The sequence below is a fragment of the Candidatus Accumulibacter phosphatis genome (assembly GCF_012939955.1).
Taxonomy (GTDB): domain Bacteria; phylum Pseudomonadota; class Gammaproteobacteria; order Burkholderiales; family Rhodocyclaceae; genus Accumulibacter; species Accumulibacter delftensis.
The window spans coordinates 1-22,272 of sequence record NZ_SPMY01000016.1; the positions used below are offsets into that span (position 1 = coordinate 1).

Annotated in this window: 12 protein-coding genes and 1 pseudogene; 8 read left to right on the forward strand and 5 right to left on the reverse strand. The window is 62.5% G+C overall.

Features of this window, described 5'->3' with window-relative positions:
- Nucleotides 1–271: 271 nt before the first annotated feature.
- Complete coding sequence (locus E4Q23_RS05225) at nt 272–820, forward strand: peroxiredoxin-like family protein (RefSeq protein WP_169065653.1); 549 nt, start codon at nt 272–274, stop codon at nt 818–820.
- Between the two features lie 47 nt (nt 821–867).
- Here E4Q23_RS05225 and gltX read toward each other — a convergent pair whose 3' ends face one another.
- Complete coding sequence (gltX, locus tag E4Q23_RS05230; protein WP_169065654.1) at nt 868–2,256, reverse strand: glutamate--tRNA ligase; 1,389 nt, start codon at nt 2,254–2,256, stop codon at nt 868–870.
- A 33-nt stretch (nt 2,257–2,289) separates the two neighbouring features.
- Entirely contained in the window at nt 2,290–5,307 is a 3,018-nt protein-coding gene (locus tag E4Q23_RS05235) for a diguanylate cyclase (RefSeq protein WP_169065655.1), read from the reverse strand.
- Between the two features lie 427 nt (nt 5,308–5,734).
- Between E4Q23_RS05235 and E4Q23_RS05240 the strand changes: the two genes are divergently transcribed.
- The 7 genes and pseudogenes from E4Q23_RS05240 to E4Q23_RS05270 all read left to right on the forward strand — a co-directional run bounded on the left by E4Q23_RS05240 (nt 5,735) and on the right by E4Q23_RS05270 (nt 16,502).
- Nucleotides 5,735–8,356 carry a cytochrome c gene (locus E4Q23_RS05240; protein WP_169065656.1) on the forward strand — a complete coding sequence of 874 codons (2,622 nt, stop codon included), beginning with the start codon at nt 5,735–5,737 and terminating at the stop codon, nt 8,354–8,356.
- A gap of 19 nt (nt 8,357–8,375) precedes the next feature.
- Nucleotides 8,376–9,329 carry a hypothetical protein gene (locus E4Q23_RS05245; RefSeq protein ID WP_248595258.1) on the forward strand — a complete coding sequence of 318 codons (954 nt, stop codon included), beginning with the start codon at nt 8,376–8,378 and terminating at the stop codon, nt 9,327–9,329.
- Between the two features lie 650 nt (nt 9,330–9,979).
- On the forward strand, nt 9,980–11,575 hold the full coding sequence (locus E4Q23_RS05250) for a hypothetical protein (RefSeq protein WP_169065657.1): 1,596 nt from the start codon (nt 9,980–9,982) through the stop codon (nt 11,573–11,575).
- Between the two features lie 27 nt (nt 11,576–11,602).
- Complete coding sequence (locus E4Q23_RS05255) at nt 11,603–13,117, forward strand: cytochrome c (RefSeq protein ID WP_169065658.1); 1,515 nt, start codon at nt 11,603–11,605, stop codon at nt 13,115–13,117.
- A gap of 10 nt (nt 13,118–13,127) precedes the next feature.
- Nucleotides 13,128–14,603: a c-type cytochrome gene (locus tag E4Q23_RS05260; protein ID WP_169065659.1), complete on the forward strand. Its 1,476-nt coding sequence runs from the start codon at nt 13,128–13,130 to the stop codon at nt 14,601–14,603.
- A gap of 417 nt (nt 14,604–15,020) precedes the next feature.
- Nucleotides 15,021–15,125: pseudogene (locus E4Q23_RS23605) on the forward strand (type II toxin-antitoxin system Phd/YefM family antitoxin); the annotation flags it as partial.
- A 744-nt stretch (nt 15,126–15,869) separates the two neighbouring features.
- The gene (locus tag E4Q23_RS05270; RefSeq protein WP_169065660.1) at nt 15,870–16,502 is read left to right on the forward strand and encodes an MBL fold metallo-hydrolase; all 633 of its coding nucleotides are present in this window, start codon (nt 15,870–15,872) and stop codon (nt 16,500–16,502) included.
- A 109-nt stretch (nt 16,503–16,611) separates the two neighbouring features.
- On the opposite strand, the gene lpdA is transcribed toward E4Q23_RS05270, so the two are convergent.
- The 3 genes from lpdA to E4Q23_RS05285 form a co-directional block, all read right to left on the reverse strand.
- Nucleotides 16,612–18,036, reverse strand: a complete 1,425-nt coding sequence (gene lpdA / locus E4Q23_RS05275; protein WP_169065661.1) for a dihydrolipoyl dehydrogenase — start codon at nt 18,034–18,036, stop codon at nt 16,612–16,614.
- An 89-nt stretch (nt 18,037–18,125) separates the two neighbouring features.
- Nucleotides 18,126–19,412: a 2-oxoglutarate dehydrogenase complex dihydrolipoyllysine-residue succinyltransferase gene (gene odhB, locus E4Q23_RS05280; RefSeq protein ID WP_169065662.1), complete on the reverse strand. Its 1,287-nt coding sequence runs from the start codon at nt 19,410–19,412 to the stop codon at nt 18,126–18,128.
- Nucleotides 19,413–19,424: 12 nt separating this feature from the next.
- On the reverse strand, nt 19,425–22,265 hold the full coding sequence (locus E4Q23_RS05285; RefSeq protein WP_169065663.1) for a 2-oxoglutarate dehydrogenase E1 component: 2,841 nt from the start codon (nt 22,263–22,265) through the stop codon (nt 19,425–19,427).
- Between the last annotated feature and the right edge of the window lie 7 nt (nt 22,266–22,272).

Consider the following 22,272-nt stretch of genomic DNA (forward strand, 5'->3'; position numbering starts at 1 on the left):
GGAAACGGTCATGACTTTCATGATTTGGGGTGTCTCCACGTGTCATGACCGTTAATGTGAAAGTCGCGCAAGCGACTCACGAAACTCCCTTCCCGCTCGCGGGAGAAGGGCCGGGGGTGAGGCGGGGAATTCAGGGAGCATGCTCCCTGCCCGGCGAACGATTCCGGCGTGCAAGCCGGAATGCGCACTGCAAGTGAGAGGGGGGCGGTCCTGACTTTCATGATCAGGGGTGTCTCGACATGTCATGACCGTTAGCCACAAGGAGATCCAGATGCATCTGAACGCATTGCTGCCGCGTTACCCGGTTCCCGCCCTGAATGTGGCGCTGACCTCCGGCGGGCGTTTCGTCCTCGGTGCGTCACCCGCCGAGCACTTCGACCTACTGGTTTTCTATCGCGGCCTGCATTGCCCGATCTGTGCCAAATACCTGCTCGAGCTCGAACGCCTGGCGCCCGAGTTTGCGTCGCGTGGTGTGCAGATCGTGGCCATCAGCAGCGACGGTGAAGAACGTGGCCGGCAAATGGCCGAGAAAGTTGGTGCCAAAGGCGTGCAGTTCGCCTACGCCCTGAGCCTGCGCAGCGCACGCCAATGGGGGCTGTATATCAGCACTTCGCGCGGCCAGACGTCGATCGGGATCGAGGAGCCCGAGCTGTTCAGCGAACCCGGTGTGTTCCTGGTTCGTCCGGATGGGACGCTGTACTACGGCGCGGTCCAGACGATGCCCTTCGCGCGTCCGCAGTTCCAGGATCTGCTCGGGGCGGTCGACTTCGCCATCAGCAAGGACTACCCGGCGCGCGGCGAATTCACCGGCGCCGTCTAGCAAGCTAGCCAGCTGGCAAGCTTGCCGGTCTCGGCCCGCCGTCAGCGTCAGCCGGCGGCAGCCAGTCGCTTGAGTACCTCTTCGCGCGGGAAAAGGGCGACTAGGGCATCGACCGACGGCGTCTGTTCCTGGCCGGTCAGCAGCACCCGCAGAGGCATCGCCAGCTTGGGCATTTTCAGCCCGTGCGCGGCGACGCTGTGCTTGATCAGGGCGCCAATCGCCGCCGGCTCCCAGGCGATGTTTGGCAGGCCGGCGACGAAGTCGGCCAGCGCCGGCAGGGCTTCCGGCGTCAGATGCTTGACCAGGAGTTCGCTTTTCGGAGTGATGTCGATGTAGAACACCGCCGCCGCGTCGGCCAGCTCATTGAGGTTGGCGACGCGCTCCTGGTATAGGGTGATCACCGCCGGCAGGGAAGGTGTTGCGCTGACCGTCACGCCGCGCGCTTGCAGGCGCGGCAAGACCAGCGCCGCCAGTCGCTGTGCCTCGGCGCGCTTGAGGTAGTGCGCGTTGAGCCAGTTGAGTTTCTCGGTGTTGAACTGCGCGGCCGACGGCGTGATGTGGTCGAGGTCGAACCACTCGCAGAACTGCGCCATCGAGAAGATTTCTTCGTCACCGTGCGACCAGCCCAGGCGCGCCAGATAGTTGAGCACCGCTTCCGGCAGATAGCCTTCCTCGTCGTACTGCATGACGCTCACCGCGCCGTGGCGCTTGGAGAGTTTCTGGCCATCGTCACCGAGAATCATCGACAGGTGCGCGTATTGCGGCACTTGCACGCCCAGCGCCTGCAGGATGTTGATCTGCCGTGGCGTGTTATTGACATGGTCGTCGCCGCGAATGACCTGCGTGATGCCCATGTCGAAGTCGTCGACGACGACACAGAAGTTGTACGTCGGTGTGCCATCGGCGCGGGCGATCACCAGGTCGTCGAGTTCGGCGTTGGCAATTTCGATGCGCCCCTTGACCAGGTCGTCCCAGGCGACGACGCCGTCGCTCGGGTTGCGGAAGCGTACCGCCGGCGAGACGCCGGCCGGCGGCGTCGGCAGGACCTTGCCCGGCTCCGGCCGCCAAGTGCCGTCATAGCGCGCCTTCAGTCCTTGCGCACGTTGCTCCTCGCGCAGGCGATCGAGTTCTTCGGGGGGCATGTAGCAATGGTAGGCCGTGCCGGCGGCGAGCATCTCGTCGATGACCACCTGGTAGCGCGCCATGCGCTGGGTCTGGTAGAAAGGCCCTTCGTCGTGGCTCAGGCCCAGCCAGTTCATGCCGTCAAGGATCGCCTGCACGGCTTCAGGTGTCGACCGTGCCAGGTCGGTGTCCTCGATGCGCAGGATGAAGCTGCCGCCGTGGCGACGGGCAAAGGCCCACGAGAAGAGCGCGGTGCGCGCGCCGCCAATGTGCAGGAAGCCGGTCGGGGAGGGCGCAAAACGGGTGCGGATCATGGCTGGGGGTCGCAGTCTGGCAAAGCGCCCATTTTAGACCCTAGACCCCCCGTCGTCCCGCTGCTGTGCCGGCGGCTCTCTGCCGCGCTGTTCGCCATCGTAAAAGCGAATGAAATTTCGCCCGGCCTGCTTGGCTTCATACATGGCCGCATCGGCCCGCTGCAGGATCTCGTCCTGCGTGGCTTGGTGACCAATGAACAAGGCGACGCCGATGCTCGCCGAGCACCGGTGGGTCAGCGTCGTGGCGCACTGTCCTGAGGACGGGATGCTCAGTCGATAGGGTTCTCGCAGGGCGACACGAATCTTTTCGGCGATGATGGCGGCTTTCTCCATTGACGCGTACTTGTCCGCAGCCAGCTCGCTGATCATCACCACGAACTCGTCGCCACCGAAGCGGGCGACGGTATCCACCTCGCGAACGCAGCTCTTCAGACGCCCAGCCGCCTCGACCAGGAGCAGGTCGCCGATGACGTGCCCATGCGCATCATTGAGCGGTTTGAAGTTGTCCAGGTCGACGAACATCACGGCACCATGGCAGGGTGCTCGCCCGCTGGCGGCCATCGTCTGCTGTAGACGGTCGTTGAGCAGGCGGCGATTGGGGAGCGCGGTCAGTGGGTCATGAAACGCCAGTTTGCGGACCTGGTCCTCGGCGTACTTGCGTTCGGTGATTTCCCTGCTGACGCCGTGATAACCGATGATCGTGCCCTGCGCGTCACGTTCCGGCGTGGAGAGGACTTCCAGCCAGATCAGGCTGCCATCCTGGCAGCGCTGTGGCAGTTCGAAGCGGGTAATCCCGGTGCGCACGCCCCGCCGTTCGGTTTCTGCGCGCAGCGCCTGTTTCTCCTTGAGAATGGCGATGCCCTCGGCGGTCAGCACTTCTGTCACGTGCCGACCGATGACCTGCTCTGCCTTGTAGCCGCGCAAGCGTTCGTCGGCCGGGCTGATATAGGTGAAGTAGTGATCGCGGTCCTGCCGCCAGACGATGTCGGCAACATTCTCGGTGAGCAGGCGGTAGTGCGCCTCACTGGTGCGCAGCCGTTCAGCCGCGAGGTTGCGCTCGATGGCGATGCTGGCCAGGCGGGCGGATTGTTCGATCAGCTCGATATGGGCCGCGCTCGGGCTATGCGGGTGACGATGATAAATGGCGAAGGTACCGATTACTTTTCCCGGCGATGAGCGAACCGGTTCGGACCAGCAGGATCTCAGGCCGGCACTGGCCGCCAGCTCTCTGGCGCGCTCCCAGTAGGGATGCGTGGCGATATCTTCGACGATGACGCGCTGGCCGGTAAACGCCGCCGTTCCGCAGGAACCGGCTGCGGCGCGGATTTTCATCCCGTTGACCGCGGCGTTGAAGGAGTCTGGCAGGCTTGGGGCGGCGCCGGTGGTGAGGCGCTGGCCATCGTTGTCGACCAGCAGAATGCTGCACAGCATGCCCGGATTGAGTTCCTCTACACCCTGCGCCAGCGCTTCAAGAATGCCGTGTAGCGGCTCGCCTTCCGCAAGCAGTTGCAGGATGCGGCCGCGAAACTGTTCGTATTGCTCGGCGCGCTTGACGGCCGTGATATCGCTATGGGTGATCACTACGCCGCGCTCGATGTCGGGACCCAAAGGCATGACCGTCATCGTGAACCAACGCAGTTCTTGCGGCGAGTGGCAGGCATATTCAAGACTGAAGGAGGGCAAGCGGCGTTCCAGAACCGCTTCGATTCCAAGCCTGGGGTTGGCTGCATCATCGGCCAGGGCCGCAGCGTCGAGCGTGCAGAAAGCGAGGTAATTCGTGCCGGCTTCGGTATGCGCTGCGGGCTGCCCTGGCTGGCTGCTGTTCTCCCGCGAAAACCGCCGCCAACGCTTGTTCACCGCTTGTATGACGCCGTGCTGATCGAGGACGACGATTTCGGCAGCCATGGAATTGAGGATGGTGTTCTTGAAGGCTTCGCTTTCCTGCAACGCTTTTTCGCGATTTCCCAGGCTGTCGACGAGGTGATTGAAGCTGGCGATGAGTTCGCCAACTTCGTCATGGCGGGCTATCGGCAAGGGTTTCGGGAGCTGCTGCGTAGCCGACAAATGGGAGAGCAGCTTGGCGGCAGAAAGCATCGGCGCAAGCTGCCGATCCAATATCCACCACGTTGCGGCGGCTGCCAACAGGGTCAGTAGCAGCGCCGCCAGCAGCATGCGCTGCTGCATCGCGCGAATCGGGGCAAAAGCTTCAGCGGTCGGAAGGATGGCCACCATGTCCCAACCTGAAACCGGGATTCTCCTGGCCGAGCTCAGTACCTTGGTGCCAACGCTACTGACGAAGACGATGGGTCCCTCGAAACCTTCGATAAAGCGATCGATCGTCGGATTGACGCCTGGCGACGGCAAGTGGGCCATGACGCGACTCTTGTCGGTAGCGGTGATGATCTGGCGGTACTGCGGTGCAACAAGAAGAAAACCACCGGTCTTGCCGTAGCGGCCGTCGGTGATGTGGTCGAGAAAGTTGGGTATGGCCAGATTGACGACCCCACTCACGGCGCCAATCACATGGTCACGTGGGTCACGAATGGCTACGGTCATGCCAAAAACCGGCGCCTGCAGTTTCTTGCCTATCACAGGCCGGCTGATCGTCAATTTTCCTTCCTGTAGCGCCGTAGCGACGCTGTCGATGTCCGTGTAATTGACACCGAGTCGCTCAGGGGCGGGAGGAAATTCGGCGACCGCTGTACCGTCGAGTCGATGGACAATGATGCCGGCGTTGAATGGTTCGCCTTCGAGAGTCAGGCTCTGCGCCAGGAAAGCCTGCAAGGTGGTGGTGTTGGCCAGCATCGCCGGAGTAATTCTGCTGGCAATTCTCGCCAGAATTGCCAGGCGGTCGCCCAATTCGTGATTCAGCTCGTCGGCCAGCAGGGAGACCGTCGACAATTGCTGGTCACCCAATAGACGTTCCATATCCGCCCGCAAGGTCTGGCTGCTGTAAAAAGCCAGTGACCAAATGCTGACAAGGAAGATGGTCAGCGTAAACAAGGTGATTCTCGTCTTGAGCGAGCGCCCTTTGAAGCGAGTCCAGTTCACGAGGTTTTCACGCAGTCGATAATATTTTTGGATTGGCAATGGGGAAGCTTAATACATTTTCCGCCAGCATGGTTTTTCAAAAAAAACTTCTTTGGCAGCGCCTGCCTGCGTCCGGGAGGGCCTGCAGGTCTCTTGAATAGCGGCAGAGGGGGCGGGTGCCTTGTCGGTCGTCAGCTTGCGTGGAACCACCTTGCGCCTCGGCTGCCAAAGCTCCGTCAGTCGCGGCAGCGCGAAGAGGGTGCCGGCACGATAATTTAACAAGAGTTCGCGCTGCGGACGCTGGCACTGAATTAGGGCGTGGCGCCGAGAATGGCGGCGCTTGACAGGGCGGGCATGCGAACAGATACTGCCCTGCCGTCGACTGCACTACCGACGAGTCTCCCACGTTTGGGGTTTCAAGCTGTTTGTGTCCGTCAGGAGAGAACGCATGAAACGTACTCTGCTTGCCGCTTTGGCGGCGACGCTCATTCTCGGTGCTGGCTTCGGTGTTTTCTACCAGCGCGACATCAATTTCGGCGACGCGTATGCGCAAGGCGCAGCGGGTTCCCCGCTTGCCGCTCCCGCTGAACAAAGCCTTCCGGAAGCGTCGATCATCGACCAGGATGCTCCGTATTACGAAGCTTGTGCCCGCGAAGGACTGAGTGATTCGGAATGCGTCGGACGGCTGATCTGGTTCAAGGCCACCGCCGGTAACGACCGCTTCCATACCTATACCCTGCAGCAGCGCATTGGCGTCCTGGTCGACTGGTTCCGCGTCCTGCGATCCGATCAGCGCGACGATCGTTTCTGGGCCTGGGGAATCATCAACGATCCCTCGTGCTGCAAACCCGGCGATCCCGACTGCCCGGCCAAGTCGGTGGCGGAAACCTATGGCTTCGACTGGTGTCCTGGCGACGACGTGCTCCTGAAGTATGTCGGCAAGCCGGGCTACATCGACCCGGCCTGCGGCCTCAAGGATGCGGCCCTCGACCCGGACGACCCGCACAGCCAGGGCGGCAAGCTCGACCAACGGCACTCCGCCTGCGATCTCAAGTTCGGCACCTCCACGGGAGCGCTGGGAATTCGCAAGTTTCCCAATCCACGCTTCGACGCCGCCAAGTGGCAGGCCTTGAATGGCGAACCCGGAAGCTGGTCGGGCTTTGACCGCCCACTGATCGACAAGACCGGCATCGCCTCCGATCAGCGCGTCAGTCGGCTGTCCGATGGCTCGGTCGAGCCGCCATTCCTGATCGGCACTTCCTGCGGTTCCTGCCATATCGCGTTCGATCCGCTCAACCCGCCAGCCGACCCGGCGCATCCCAAGTGGGAGAATCTCAAGGGGCTGATCGGCAACCAGTACACGCGCATGTCCGAACTGCTCGGTTCGGGCCTGCCGATGAGCAGTCTCGAGTATCAGATGTTCGCGCACGCCCGTCCCGGGGTCACCGACACTTCGGCGATTTCGCATGACCAGGTCAACAATCCGGGGACCATCAATGCCCTGATCAATGTCGCGCAGCGGCCGGTATTCAAGGGTGAAGTGGTAACCAAATGGCGCAAGGCGGCGAGCTGCGGCAGCGAGACCGACGCGGGCAAGTGCTGGTGCGAGCCGGGTCGCGAAGGCAAGTGCTGGGAGAAGAGCACCCGCGACGACGACACCACGCCGGTCAATCTCGGCGGCCAGAAAGTTGTATTGCCCGGCGTCCATCACATCCTCAAAGGCGGCGAAGACTCGACCGGCGCGCTGGAAGCGATCCAGCGCGTGTACTTCAACATCGGCTCCTGCTCCGAGCAGTGCTGGGTCAATCACCTCGCCGACATGCGCGAGGTGGACCCGGAGCAGCGCGGTTTCGGACAGACACCTTTCGACATTGGCCAGTGCCGCCGCGATTGCCCGAACTTCCGGGCCGTCGAGGACCGCTTGCAGAACGTGCTCGATTTCTTTGCCTCTGCCGAGTCGGATCAGACCGACCTCTACGCGGCGTTGGCCAATGTTCGCCAGGCCGGTTCAAGTGGCCTGGTTTATGGTCGCGCCGATTTGGTCCGCGACCTGGAAAGCGAATTCGGCGCCGGTGCCGTTGGCCGCGGACAGCTGGTCTTCGCCGAAAACTGTGCGCGCTGCCATTCGAGCATTCCCGAGAGCGAAGGCGGCTCGTTCAAGAATCGCGACTTCGCCGCCGCCAGCGAAACGCATCCGCGCCAGGTAAGGGCCGATTTCCTGGGCAACGATCAGGCGACACCGGTCACCGAGGTCGGCACTTTCCGTTGCCGCTCGCTGCACTCCAACCACAAGGCGGGCAACCTGTACATGGAATCGGCGTCGGACACCCTGCGCCAGCGCGAGGTCGTTGCCGACATTCCCGAGCGCGACGAACTCAAGGATGCCGGTCGCGGCTACCTGCGCAATGTCTCGCTGGTCAATATCTGGGCGACCGCGCCGTTCATGCACAACAACGCCATCGGGCCGGAAATCTGCGGCAAGCCGGCGAACAAGGCCAACGACTTCCACCGCGCCCGCTATGTCGATAGCGCTGGCCTGCTCCTCGCACGGCAGCCCGATTGCCTGCGCTACGACCCGAGCGTCGAGGGCCGCTTCGACCTCTACAAGCTGTCGATGTTCGAGCTGCTGAACCCCAAGGAACGGGGCAGCAAGCGGACGTTGACCAACGCCGACCTGATCATCGACGTCGGCATACGACCGCTCGACGGCAAGACCGAGAAGCCGCTGTTCGATTTCGGGCAGGTGAAGATTCCGGCCGGTACCAGCGCCGGTTTCCTGAATGGCCTGATGCACAAGCAGCTGATCGGCGACCTGTTCCTTGCCAAGCGCCACCCGGACAAGCTCGAAGCGGCCGGCAAGGCGAGCCTCTTGCCGACGCTGCAGACAATCGCCGACGAGATCATCAAGAATCCGTCGCGCTTCGTCGAAATTCTGCGTGAGCAGCGCGATTTCATCAGTGCCAATTACCAGAGCTGCACCGAGGAGATCGAAAACCAGGGTCACCGCTTCGGCGAGGATCTTTCCGAGGCCGACAAGAAAGCGCTCACCGCTTTCCTCGCCACGCTGTAAGGAAACGGGAGATCACATCATGCGACTGCCGCACACCTTTGCCCTGAGCCAACTGCGCACCCAGCGCACCCAGCGCACTGACCGGATGTCACGCTTCGCGCTTGGCGCGCTAGCCACCCTCACCGCGCTTGCCCTTGCCGCGTGCAGCAAGCCGGAACCCCCGGATATCAAGTTCGCGCCTTATGCCAAGAGCTACCAGACGAAAATGAGCCTGGCGCAGGTCGACTATCAGTATCCGATTCCACCGGCTGAGCTGGCGAAGATCACGCCCGACTATCTGGCGACGCTGGACGAGGAGCAGATTGATCAGATCTACGCCCGCCTGACTGCCGGTCCGATCCCCGATGGCGCTTTCGAAGGTCGCATCCTGCTGCCGCGTGGAAGCAGCGGCAAGTTCCGGCTTTCCGAGCTGGTCGGTGGCTTCAGTGGCACCGTCCTGCACCTCAAGGGACTGGTCGTCGAGGAAATTGGCGAAGTCCTCTGGCGCGGCAAAGTGTTCTTCCGCGACGAAGGCGTGCTGCGCAACCGCATCGAGGATCTGTCACTGCTCAAGAAGCTCGGCCTGGTCGAAGGTGAGCCGCAGAAGATGAGTTATGCGGGCAAGGAAACCTGGTTGCTGTTCCCGGCCAAGCTCTATTGCGGCCAGAGTCTGCTCGACTCGCGGCGCGAATCGATCATCATCGATTATTTCTTTAGCGACGAAATTCCCGGTTACCAGGAAAGTCCCGATTACCTTGCCGGCCGGCGCGGACTCAAGGTGCGCGACGAAATCCGCATGATCCGCCCCGGCTTTTACCTTGGCCGCGCCTATCTGGACCGCGGTTTCGCGCTCAATTTCACGCTTTACGACAAAGCCACCGACGAGAAGGCTCAGGCGAATTTCGTCGCCACCGGCAAGGTGCAGGAAGACTGCTGGCCGGGAACGCAGCAACGCACCGTGGTCGCTGCTGCTGGCAAGTCTGCCAAGCCCTGAGTCTGGCAAAGCCTGGGCATGGCAGCTGACGATGCGTCCGCCCGTGACCTCGCTGGTGATCCTGCGGCGGCTTGCCACGGGTCTGGCAGCGGCGGGCTTGGCAGCGTGCTTGGCCACACTCGTCGCCATGCCGGTGTCGGCGACTGAAGCGCGCCCGACGGGGCCGGTGCCGGTGGCTGCGCTGCCCGTCGTCAATCCGGCCGACCCCGGCGAGCATCTCCCGAGCCAGGGCCGTTCATTGTTCGAGGAGCTGTTTGCCGTGCGCCGTGGTGCCGCCGCCGAAATCGAAGTGCCTTTTCCTTTTGCGGCCTTGCTCGCCCGCATCGATTCCCAGCTGCAGCGTGACCCGGCCAGTCCGCTGCCGCCTGCCAAGCGCGTACTGATTCCGCTGGGTCGCTCGCTGCAGCGGACGGCCGCCGCGCCCGACTACTTTGCCTATCCGCGCGTCCTGGTGGCCGTCGACAGCCCGCCGCTCGCCGCCGGCATGCCACTGCTCAAGGACCGCCTCTACATCGGCTACCAGGAGCAGTCGGCGGTCATCGAGATCATCAGTTACAACGAGGCCGCCGGGCGCTTCGAATTCCAGTTGCTCAAGGACTACCGAGCTGGCGGCAAGCCGCGCCTGGTTTACGCCAACCGCAGCATCTGTTTTGCTTGTCATCAGAACGGCTCGCCGATTTTTTTCGCGCGCCCTGTGGGACGAGACCAACGCCAATGCCCAGGTGGCGGCGACGCTGCTGGCCAGCGCTCAAAGCTTCTACGGCATCCCTCCCGACCGTGGCATCGACGTTCCCTACGCCATCGACAACGCCAGTGAGCGCGCCAACGGCTTTGCCCTGACCCAGCTTCTGTGGCGCGCGGGCTGCGGCGGCCATTCGGCCGAGGCGCAAGGCTGCCGCGCCGGCCTGTTCGCCGCCGCCTTGCGGCACGCGCTCTCAAGCGGTCAGACCTGGACCCCTGACGCCCGCTTCATGCAGGCGGTTGACAAGCCGCTGCGCGAGCAGGCGCGACGCCGCTGGCCGGGCGGCCTGAGCGCGGGCAATCCCGACATCCCCAACCGCAACCCCTTGCAGGCGGTTAATGGCTGGCCCGCGGAGAGCGCTGCGCGGGCGGCTTTGGCGGCGGTGCCGGCTCGCTTCGACCCGCTCTTGCCGCGCTCCGCTGGAGCGCTCTGGCGCCCGCACGCCCCGGATGCGCTGCGGCAGCTGGTGGCTGGCCTGGCGGAGTTTGTCGCCGACAGCGACCGGCGGCAACTGGAGAGTGCACTGGCGCGCTTGGCGCCACCTGACGCAGAGCGATTCGGCGTGCCCTGCCGAATCGATACCCGAGTCGCTGCGCGCTGGTCCTTGCGCTGCTCCGCTACGGGTGGAACGTTGCTGGCGGGAACGCTGTCGGTGCCGGCCGGTCGAGCGAGCGGAGGGCGGCTGACGCGGCTGACGCTGCCCGGCGGCACGGCCCTGAACAATCTTGAGCTGACACTGGTCGGCACGGGGACCGCCGCCGGCGCGACCTTGTCGCCGCAAGCCGACGGGCTGCCCGTGAGAAACGCTGCCGCCGACGTGATCTCCTCGATCGAAATCCGCCGCAGCGAGGCCAATGCGGGCGATGGCTGGGTCGATGGCGAGGCGATACTGGAAGTCCGCCCCGATTTCGCCATCGTGCAGCAGGCTATCGACCGCCTGTCCGCCGGCCCGCAAGCCGCAATCCTGTTCGGACCTGCTCCTTTCCCGCGCCAGTCGCTTTTTTCAGCACTGTTCGCCGAGCTCGGCACGCCTGCCGCGGCGCCCTGCTGCGAGGCTGCCGAGTATTTGCCACCGGCGCAGCTGGAAGTCGCTGCCGTGGCGCCGGGTCAGGCGCCGAGCAGCGCCGGCGATCCGCTGCTGCGCAGCTTTCAACCCTATTGCGCCGCTTGCCACCAGACCGCCGAGACTTTTCCGCCGAATTTTCTGCAGGGTAGTCCGCCCGAAGTGGACGCCAGTCTTCGCCACTGCGCCCCGCGCCTCTACGTACGCCTGGCGATGGCCGACATCGCGCCGGCGCAGCGTGCGAAGACGCCGATGCCGCCGGAAAGCATGTTGCCGGCGTTTGCCAGCGACGCTCAAGCATGGCGCAGCAGCCCGGTGCGCGCCGCACTGCTCGCTCAGGTGACACAATGGCTGCGCGCCGAAACCGGTCAAACCCCGCAACTTGAAACGCTGCTCGCCGCCGGCTATGAGGCCCTGCGCCCGTGTTTGCCGGCGCATTAGCCGGCGAGAAGAAAAGGGAGAAGATAGATGAACGAAAACGACACAGCGAAAAGCCCCTGGAAGCGACGCTTCATCATTCTCTTCATCGTCACCATCGTACTTCCGCTGCTGGCCGTGATCTGGCTGGTGCAGCGCTTTGGCGGCGACGTGCCGGTGGACCACGCCAGCCCGACCGAGCACTTCAAGTACGGTTCCACTGGCGGCGAGCACGAGATGGGTTTCCCCTACTGGATCTGGCGGGTGCTGCCCGACGTCTGCCCGCAATATCTGCCCGGCAAGGGCTACCAGTCCCTGGGAATGGTTTTCGAGAAGAACGCCGATGGCAGCGACCGCGACCTTCCGGTCGGCACTTCGCAGCGCCGCTACCAGGGCATCGATCGGGTCTTCGTCAACTGCGCCGTCTGCCATACCAGTACCGTGCGTACTGCCGCCGCCCAGCCGCCGACGATCGTCCTCGGCATGCCGGCCGCGACTTTCAACATGAAGGGTTTCGAGGAATTCTTCTTCCACTGCGCCGCCGACCCGAAGTTCTCCAAGGAATTCATCCTGCCGGAGATCGAACGCCAGGGCGGCCAGCTCGACCTGCTCGATCGCTACGTCGTCTACCCGGTGGCCATTGCCATCATGCGCGATCGCGTGCTGGCGCTTGCCGGGCGCTTCGACTGGGTCGCCAGGCAGCACGCTTGGGGCCCGGGACGCGTCGATACCTTCAACTCGGCGAAAGTGATCTTCAATTTCCCGATGGCGCATCTCGACCCCGCCGAGTTCGACGCCCCGGCCGACTTTCCTTCGCTGTGGCGGCAACGCCAGCGCAAGGAGCCGCACGAGATGCAGTTGCACTGGGACGGCAACAACACCACCGTCGAAGAGCGCAACAAGAGCGCCGCCTTCGGCACCGGCACGACGCCGCCGACCATCGACATCGAACGCATCAGCCGCGTCGAGGACTGGATCCTCGACGCCTCGCCACCGAGCTTCAGCCAGTTCTTCCCGGTCGACGCCGAACTGGCCCTGCGCGGCGCGCCGATCTACAAGGCCTATTGCGCCAACTGTCACGGCGCTTCGGGCAGCGATTTCAGTGGTGAGCTGGTCGGCAAGGTGACGCCGCTGGCCGAGATCGGTACCGACCGGCGCCGGCTCGATTCCTACAGCTACACGCTGGCGGTGAATCAGGCCACACTCTACGCCGGCTACCCGTGGCGCTTCACGCATTTCCGCAAGACGCACGGCTACGCCAACATGCCGCTCGATGGCGTCTGGCTGCGCGCGCCCTACCTGCACAACGGCTCGGTGCCCAGCCTGCGCGAACTGCTCGAACCGGCGGCCGCCCGGCCCGCGAGCTTCTATCGCGGCAACGACGTCTATGACCCGCTCAAGGTCGGTTTCGTCTCCGATCAGCCGCAGGGCAACGGTCAGCCGTTTTTCCTTTTCGACACCAGCGCTCCCGGCAACGGCAACGGCGGCCACACCGGCAAGGCCTACGGCACCGAGCTGAGCGCCGACGAAAAGACCGCCCTGGTCGAATTCATGAAGACCTTCTGAGGAGCCGACGATGAGCATGCGATCCTGCAGGAACTGGTTCCGCGCCATCGGCGTGGTGATCATCGTCACGATTGTTGTTGGCGGGGTGATCGGCTACGATCGCGGCTTCCGCGAACGTCCCCAGCCCGACTGGGTAACCGCCGATTTCGAAACGCGCTTCAAGTACGGCTCGATCGGCGCCGAGCACGACGCCGGCATCCCCTACTGGATCTTCTACGTCCTGCCGCGCGTCTTTCCCGAAAAACTGACCCAGGACGGCAAGGTCCTTCCCGGTGGTTACGCCGCACTCGGCGTTCCCTGGGAGCAGGGCCAGGAACTGCCGGCCGGCTTCAGCAAGAAAACCATCGGCTTTCCGCGCGTGGCCAATAACTGCGCCGTTTGCCACACCACCAGCTACCGCGAATCGCCTGATGCCAACCCGGTCTTTGTCGTCGGCGGTCCGGCACACACCACCAACGTCGAAGCCTTCTTCCGCTACCTGATCGACTGCGCCAAGGACCCGCGCTTCAACGCCGACATCCTGATGGCCGAAATCAATCGCGTCACCGATCTCGACCTCATCGACCAGCTTCTCTACCGCTTCTTCGTCATCCCGATCACCAAGAAGCGCCTGCTCGAACGCGAGCAGCAGTTCGCCTGGATCTACCGCCCCGACTTTCCCGACTGGGGCCGCGGCCGCGATGACGCCATGAACCTGACCAAGTACTTCATGATCGGCGCTCCCATGGACGATACCTTCGGCCCCACCGACATGCCCTCGGTATGGAACCTCAAGAAGTACGTCTGGGATCAGGGTCACCGCATGAACTACGCCGGCGACAGCAGCGACGCCTACTCGGTGATCATGGACTCCGCCCTGGGCCTGCTTGGCGCCGCGCCCGCCAACAAGCAGGACTTCGTCGGGCAGGTGCAATGGCTGCACAGCTACCTCTCCGAACTGCCACCACCGAAATACCCCTTCGCCATCGATCAGGCAAAGGCGGCCGAGGGCAAAACCCTGTTCGACGCCAACTGCGCCAGCTGCCACGCCAGCGAACTCACCGGCCGGCCGCTACCGCTGGCTGAAGTCGGCACCGACCGCGGCCGCTTGGACTCGTGGAACAAGGGCGCCGCGATCAAAGCCAACCAGGTGGTCAAGGAAATGGGCCTCGAGCGTCGCGGCCTGGTTGAGGAAGATTTGATCGGTTACGTCGCGCCTTTTCTGGACGGTATCTGGCTGAAGGCGCCGTATCTGCATAATGGGTCGGTGCCGACGCTGAGGGACTTGCTGGAGCCGGTTGGGCAGCGGCCGACGGTTTTCTGGCGAGGTTATGACGTGTATGACCAAGCGAGGGTCGGGTTCGTTACCGACACGCCGGCGGCCAAACGTGTCGGGACGAAGCTCGATACCGGCAGCAAGGGCGGCAGCAATCAGGGGCATGAGTTTGGCACGGGCTTGTCGGAGGCCGAGAAGGATGCGCTGGTGGAGTTCTTGAAAACCCTGTGATGGGAACAACCACAGGGAAAGACCCCATCTGCTGCACAGATGAACCGCCGTATGCGGAACCGCACCTACTGTGGTGTGAGAGGGCGACGGAGGTAACTCCGTCCCCTACTCGATCCCCGGTTTGTCGGCTAGCCACCAAGCCGACGCTCTTGACGTCAAGGAAGACGAACACAAGGAATCCGCAAATGGAATCCGGGGACAGACCACGGTTTGTCCGCTGCAAATAGCTCAAAACAGATCTTCAGAAACTGGGTCGCTACGCTACGCTGCGCGGCGTGCAACGGCTGCCATGCCCGCTCAGCGAGGGAGGCCGTGAGGTTTTCTCCTATCCCGATTAGCCGGCACAGGGCTGCGCTGTGCCGTTCCCGCGGGTTTGACGAGGCGTACGTACGCTAAAAGCCTCGAACCGGAGGCCCACTGACCACCCTGACCGCCAGCGAAGCAAGAGCGAATCTGTATCGCCTGATCGATCAGGCATCGGAGTCGCATCAGCCGATTCACATCTCAGGCAAACGCAGTAGTGTGGGCATGCATTCTTGATGAGACTTTCGCCAAGCATCTCCCACCCTCCGTCATTGCGAGGAGGCGAAGCCGACGCGGCAATCCAGAGATTTGTCTTTTCGCGTATTCAGTGTTCACGATGTCAATGCGGTGGGAAATAGTGAGAGGATGGAACTGGATTGCCGCGTCGGCTGCGCCTCCTCGCAATGACGTGGGGGGCTGGTGTGGCGCCGCATTTACTATTCCCGACGCGGCCTTGAGGTAAGGAATAAGGATAGATCGTGCGAAGCCACGATCTATCCGTTGTGCGCCCAGCATGGGCGCGATCCTGGCGGTTAATGTGAAAGTCGCGCAAGCGACTCACGAACCTCCCTTCTCTCCTTGCGGGAGAAGGGGCAGGGGAAGAGGGAAACGGTCATGACTTTCATGATTTGGGGTGTCTCCACGTGTCATGACCGTTAATGTGAAAGTCGCGCAAGCGACTCACGAAACTCCCTTCTCCCCCTGCGGGAGAAGGGCCGGGGGTGAGACGGTGAATTCGGGGAGCATGCTCCCTGCCCGGCGAACGATTCCGGCGTGTAAGCCAGAATGCGCACTGCAAGTGAGAGGGTGGACGGTCATGACTTTCATCATCCGGGGTATCTCGACTGTCATGACCGTTTGCTCATCGCGCTCGGGAAGGCAGCATGCCGCGGTTCAATCAAGCGCGGCGGCAGGAGGTATACTACGCCATCCCTCCAAACCAAGCCAACACACGCCTCGACCATGAAATATCAGATCATCCCGGTAACCCCTTTCGCACAGAACTGCAGCCTGCTGTGGTGCGAGCAAACAAAACGTGGCGCGGTCGTTGATCCGGGCGGCAACATGGCGAGCATTCTGCGGGCGGTAGAGGCAAACGGCGTGACCCTGGAAAAAATTCTCGTCACCCATGGCCATGTCGATCATGCGGGTGCGGTTGCCGAACTGGCCGAGCGCCTGTCTCTGCCGATCGAGGGACCACATCGCGAGGATCAGTTCTGGATCGATGGCATGCAGCAACAGAGCAAAATGTTCGGACTGCCGGCAGCGCGCCCTTTCACACCCGACCGCTGGCTCGAGCAAGGCGATACGGTAGGCTTCGGCGAGGTCGAAATGGATGTTTTGCATTGCCCGGGGCATACGCCGGGGCATGTGGTCTTTTTCAGCAAGGCAGACCGTCTGGCGATCGTCGGCGACGTGCTCTTCCAGGGTTCTATCGGTCGTACGGATTTCCCGAAAGGCGATTTCGACACCCTGATCTCGTCCATCCGTGGCCAACTCTGGCCACTTGGCGATGACGTGACCTTCCTGCCAGGCCACGGCCCGAGTTCGACTTTCGGTGCCGAGCGCCGCAGCAACCCCTTCTGCGGCGACTAGCGCCCGACTACCCTGACCGGCGGGGGCGGCGAAACGAGAGGTGAGAGGTGAGAGCCGAGAGGTGCTTGTCGCACCTCTCGCGCCCTCCCCTAGCCGGGGGGCACCCGTCTTAAAAGTGCAAGGGCCGCTTGTCGCAGGCCAGGGCCGCCTCGTGAACCACTTCCGACAGCGTCGGATGAGCATGACAGATGCGCGCCAGATCTTCGGATGCAGCACCGAACTCCATGGCCACGACACCTTCAGAGATCAATTCCGAAGCATTCGGACCGATGATGTGGACGCCAAGGATACGATCCGTCTGCGCACAGGCCAGGATCTTGGCGAAGCCGCTCGAATCGCCCATTCCCAGGGCCCGACCATTCGAGGCAAACGGGATCTTGCCCACCTTGAAGGCCGTGCCTTCGGCCTTCAACTGCTGCTCGGTCTTGCCAACCCAGGCGATCTCCGGGCTGGTGTAGATCACCCAGGGAATGGTGTCGAAATTGCAGTGCCCGGCCTGCCCGGCCATGATTTCGGCGACCATCACGCCCTCTTCCATGGCCTTGTGCGCGAGCATCGGTCCAGCGACCACATCGCCCACCGCCCACACCCCGGGAAGATTGGTACGGCAGTGTGCGTCGACCTCAACCTGACCGCGTTCGGTGAGTTTGAGCCCGACCTTGTCGGCATCCAGACCTTCGGTATTCGGGATGCGGCCGATCGAGACAATCAGACGATCCGCGTCAAGTCGCTGCTCCTGCCCGTCCTTGTCCGTATAGTCGATCGAAACACCCTTCTGCGAGATCTTGACGTCACCAATCTCGATACCGGTGATGATCTGCAGGCCCTGTTTGGCAAACAGTTTGGCTGCTTCCCTGGCCACATCGATGTCGGCTAGCGAAAGAAACTCGGGCAAGGCCTCGAGGAGCGTCACTTCGGCACCGAGACGCCGCCAGACGCTGCCCATTTCGAGACCAATGACACCAGCGCCGATGACCGCGAGCTTCTTCGGCACCGCCGCAATGTCGAGCGCGCCTTCGTTGTCGCAAACGATCTCGTTATCGACCGGAACACCGGGCAGGTGACGCGCCCTGGAGCCGGTGGCTACAATCACCTGCTTCGCCTCGACGACGCTGTCACCCACCTTAACCTGCCAGTTCTCGCCTTTCTGGCCAAGGAATGCGCCATGACCGTTGAGCAGGGTGACCTTGTTCTTCTTGAACAGCATCTTGATACCGCCGGTGAGCTGTTTGACGATGCCGTTCTTGCGGCCCACCATCTTGGCGACGTCAATGCTCGGCGTCCCGACATCGATCCCCTGCGCAGCAAAGCCGTGCGACGCTTCCTCGAAAAGATGGGAGGTATGCAACAGGGCTTTCGACGGGATGCAGCCCACGTTCAGGCAGGTGCCACCGAGGCGCGGCTCGCCCTTGGGATCGGCGTAGGGATTGGATTCACAACAGGCGACACTGAAACCCAGTTGTGCCGCTCGGATGGCGGCAATATAGCCACCGGGCCCACCACCGATAACGAGAACGTCGAATTGCTTGGACATGATAGTTTCCCTTTCCAGCCGCAGAGACAGCGAGGCACGGACTTCGCACAGTGTGAAACTCTGCGACTCCGTGCCTCGGTGGTGAGAGTTTATACGCCGAGGAGCAGGCGGGCCGGATCCTCCAGCGCCTCCTTCATGGTCACCAGGCCAAGTACGGCTTCACGACCATCGACGATACGGTGGTCGTAGGACATTGCCAGATAGTTGATCGGGCGAATGACAATCTGACCGTTCTCCACCACCGGACGATCCTTGGTGGCGTGAATACCGAGGATCGCCGACTGCGGCGGGTTGATGATCGGCGTCGACAACATCGAACCGAAGACCCCCCCGTTGGAGATCGAGAAGGTACCACCGGTCAGATCCTCCATCGACAGCTTGCCGTCCTTGGCTTTGGCGCCAAACTCGCCGATCTTTTTCTCGATATCGGCGATCGACATCTGGTCGGCGTCGCGCAGAATCGGGACGACCAGGCCGCGCGGGCTGCCCACGGCGATACCGATATCGATGTAGCCGTGGTAGACGATGTCGCTGCCATCAACCGAAGAGTTGATGATCGGAAACTTCTGCAGCGCGGCGACGGCAGCCTTGACGAAGAAGCCCATGAAGCCCAGGCGAACGCCATGTGCCTTCTCGAAGCGCTCTCCGTACTGCTTGCGCAAGGCCATGACCGGACCCATATTGACTTCATTGAAGGTGGTCAGGATGGCGTTGCTGGCTTGTGACTGCAACAGACGCTCGGCAACGCGGGCGCGCAGGCGCGACATCGGTACGCGCTGCTCCGGCCGATCACCGAGCGCCACGGTCACCATCGGCGCGGTGGCCAAGGCAGGTGCGCTCACTTTCGCAGCCACAGCGACTGGCGCGGCGGCAAGGCTAGCGGCAAGGCCAGCGGCAACCGGCCTCACCGCCGGACGCTCAGCGGCCACGGCATCAGCCTTGCTTACCCGCCCACCACGGCCCGTACCGACAACGTCGCCAGCGGCAATACCCTTTTCTTCGAGGATTTTGCGTGCCGCCGGCATGGCAACTCCCGCCGCCGCAGCGCCAGCTGCCTCCCCGGCAGGCGCCGCTTTCGCAGGCGCCGCTTTCGCAGGCGCCGCTGTGGCCACTGGCGCGACCACAGCACCGGCCTGCGCCGTGGTATCGATACGTGCAATGACTTCGCCCGCAACAACCGTGTCGCCATCGCCCTTGACGATTTCAACCAATACGCCACTATCCGGTGCCGGCAGTTCGAGAACCACCTTGTCGGTCTCGATGTCGATAAGATTCTCATCCCGGGCAACCGCTTCACCGGCTTTCTTGTGCCACGAAACCAGCGTCGCTTCAGCGACAGATTCCGAGAGCTGTGGAACTTTGACGTCGATGATCATGTTCTCTCCGTTCTAGGGCAATTTGTAGTACTCGATCTCACCAAGCGCGGAGTCGATCAGAGCCTTTTGTTGGGCATTATGCTTGCTGGCATAGCCAACTGCGGGGGAAGCGGCCGCCGGGCGGGAGACGAGCAGCAAATGCTGCTTGTCGTTGAGCTCGCGCGACAGATGCTGGCGTGAGGCGATCCAGTACCAGGGACCCTGATTGCGCGGTTCGTCCTGACACCAGACGATTTCTGTTGCCTTCGGATACTTGGCCACTTCGTCGTGGAAAGACTTCTCCGGGAAGGGATAGAGTTGCTCGAGGCGGGCAATCGCGATATGGGCAACTTTCTTCTCCTGCCGTGCGGCAACCAGATCGTAATAGATCTTGCCGGAGCAGAAGATGACGCGGGTCACTTTCTTGGCGTTGATCGGCTCGACTTCGCCAATAACACGCTGAAACTCGCCGTCACTCAACTCTTCGAGGCTCGATGTTGCGTCTTTGTGGCGTAGCAAGGACTTTGGCGAGAAAACGATCAGCGGCTTGCGCTGATTGCGCACGGCCTGGCGACGCAGCAGATGGAAGATCTGCGCAGGCGTCGTCGGCTGGCAAACTTCCATGTTCATCTCGGCAGACAACTGCATGAAGCGTTCGATGCGCGCCGAAGAATGCTCCGGGCCCTGCCCTTCATAACCGTGCGGCAGAAGGAGGACCAAGCCGCTGGCACGACCCCATTTGGCTTCACCGGCAGCAATAAACTGATCGATGACCACCTGCGCGCCGTTAACAAAGTCGCCAAATTGCGCTTCCCAGACCACCAGTTCGTGGGGGTTGGCAGTCGAGTAGCCGTACTCGAAGGCGAGAACGGCCTCCTCCGAGAGGACCGAGTCATAGCACTGGAAGTTGGCCTGCTTTTCCTGGAGATGAGCCAGGGGAACATAGGTGCCGTCGTCCCACTCTTCACGATTCTGGTCGTGCAGCGCCGCGTGGCGGTGGAAGAAAGTGCTGCGGCCAACGTCTTCACCAGAAATACGAATACCGTAACTGGACACCAGCAAGGACGCGTAGGCGAGGTTTTCGGCCATCCCCCAGTCTACCGGCAGTTGCCCCTCGCCCATCGCACGACGATCGTCGATGATCTTCTTGACCCGACTGTGCAGGGTAAAACCCTCGGGCAGGGTCGACAAGCGTTCGCACAGGCGCCGCAACTCCGTGATCGGCACCTTGGTATCGCAGGTTTCGATATAGCGCGGCGAAAGAAAAGGCGTCCAGTCGATGGTCATCGGATGCTTGTAGCCGGCGAGCACCGGGTTGTACAAGAGCTCGCCGCGGTCGAGATGGGCGCGGTAATCGGCAATGATCTCGTCTGGGCCTTCGACCACCAGAACCCCTTCGTCAACCAGTTTGTCTGCGTACAGCTTGCGTGTCCCTGGATGCAACCTGATCTTCTTGTACATCAGGGGTTGCGTGACCATTGGCTCGTCTTGCTCGTTATGCCCGAGCTTGCGGTAGCAGACGATGTCGACGACGACATCTTTCTTGAAGGTCCGACGATAATCCATGGCGATCGCGGTGACCAGGGCGACCGCTTCGGGGTCGTCGCCATTGACGTGGAAGATCGGCGCCTCGGCCATCTTGAAGATGTCCGTGCAGTACAGCGATGAACGGTAGTCGCGCGGGTCGGAAGTGGTAAAGCCGATCTGGTTATTGACCACGATGTGCACCGTACCACCGACGCCATAGCCCCGCGTTTGCGCGAAGTTGAGCATCTCCTGGTTGACGCCCTGGCCAGCCACGGCAGCGTCACCGTGAATGAGCACCGCCAGCACCTTGTCCTTGCCGTCCTCGCCGCGACGCAGCTGGCGTGAAAACACCGAGCCAGCGACCACCGGGTTAACGATTTCCAGATGCGAGGGATTGAACGACAGCGTCAGATGGCACGGTCCGCCGGGTGTCGAGACATCGGACGAGTAACCCATGTGATACTTGACGTCGCCAGCAGTCAGATCCTGCGCCTTCTTGCCCTCGAACTCGTCGAAGAGCATCGACGGCGCTTTACCCAGCGTGTTCACGAGAACATTGAGGCGACCACGGTGGGCCATGCCCACGACGATTTCGTCAACGCCGCCGCTTCCCGCCACACGGATCAGTTCGTCGAGGGAGACAATCAGCGACTCGCCACCTTCAAGGGAGAAACGCTTCTGACCGACGTAGCGTGTGTGCAGATAGCGTTCGAGGGTTTCAGCAGCCGTCAGGCGCTCAAGCATGCGCAGGCGCTGCTCGGGGGTATAGCTGGGTTTGGAGTGGATGCGCTCAAGGCGATCCTGCACCCAGCGCTTCTCGGCGAGCGTGCTGAGGTACATGTACTCGACACCGATAGAGCCGCAATAGGTGGCTTTGAGGGCATCGAGAATCTGCCCGAAGGTGGCATGCTCAGGCACGCCCTTGAACGAACCGACGGCGAACATGGTGTTGAGGTCGGCGTCCGAAAGCCCGTAGTAAGCCGGGTCAAGCTGCGGCAGATCCGGACGTGGCGTGCGCTTCAGCGGGTCCAGATTGGCCCAACGATCACCCGCAAAACGATAGGCGGTGATCATCTGCAGAATGCCGACCTGCTTCTTGTCATCGGCCGGCGCCACCGCTGCGGCGCGGTAGCCACCCTTCTTCGCCTGCTCGGCAAAAGCGTTGATCACCGGCAAGTGCGGCACATCGCGCGCGACGTGACCGGGAAGCTGCGCCAGCTTGTCGAAATACTCGCGCCACTGCTCGGAGACGGAACCGGGATTATCGAGGTAGTTTTCGTACAACTCCTCGACGAAGGGCGCGTTACCGCCAAAGAGGAGGGAGTTACCAAAAAGCTGGTTCATCATGGCTTTA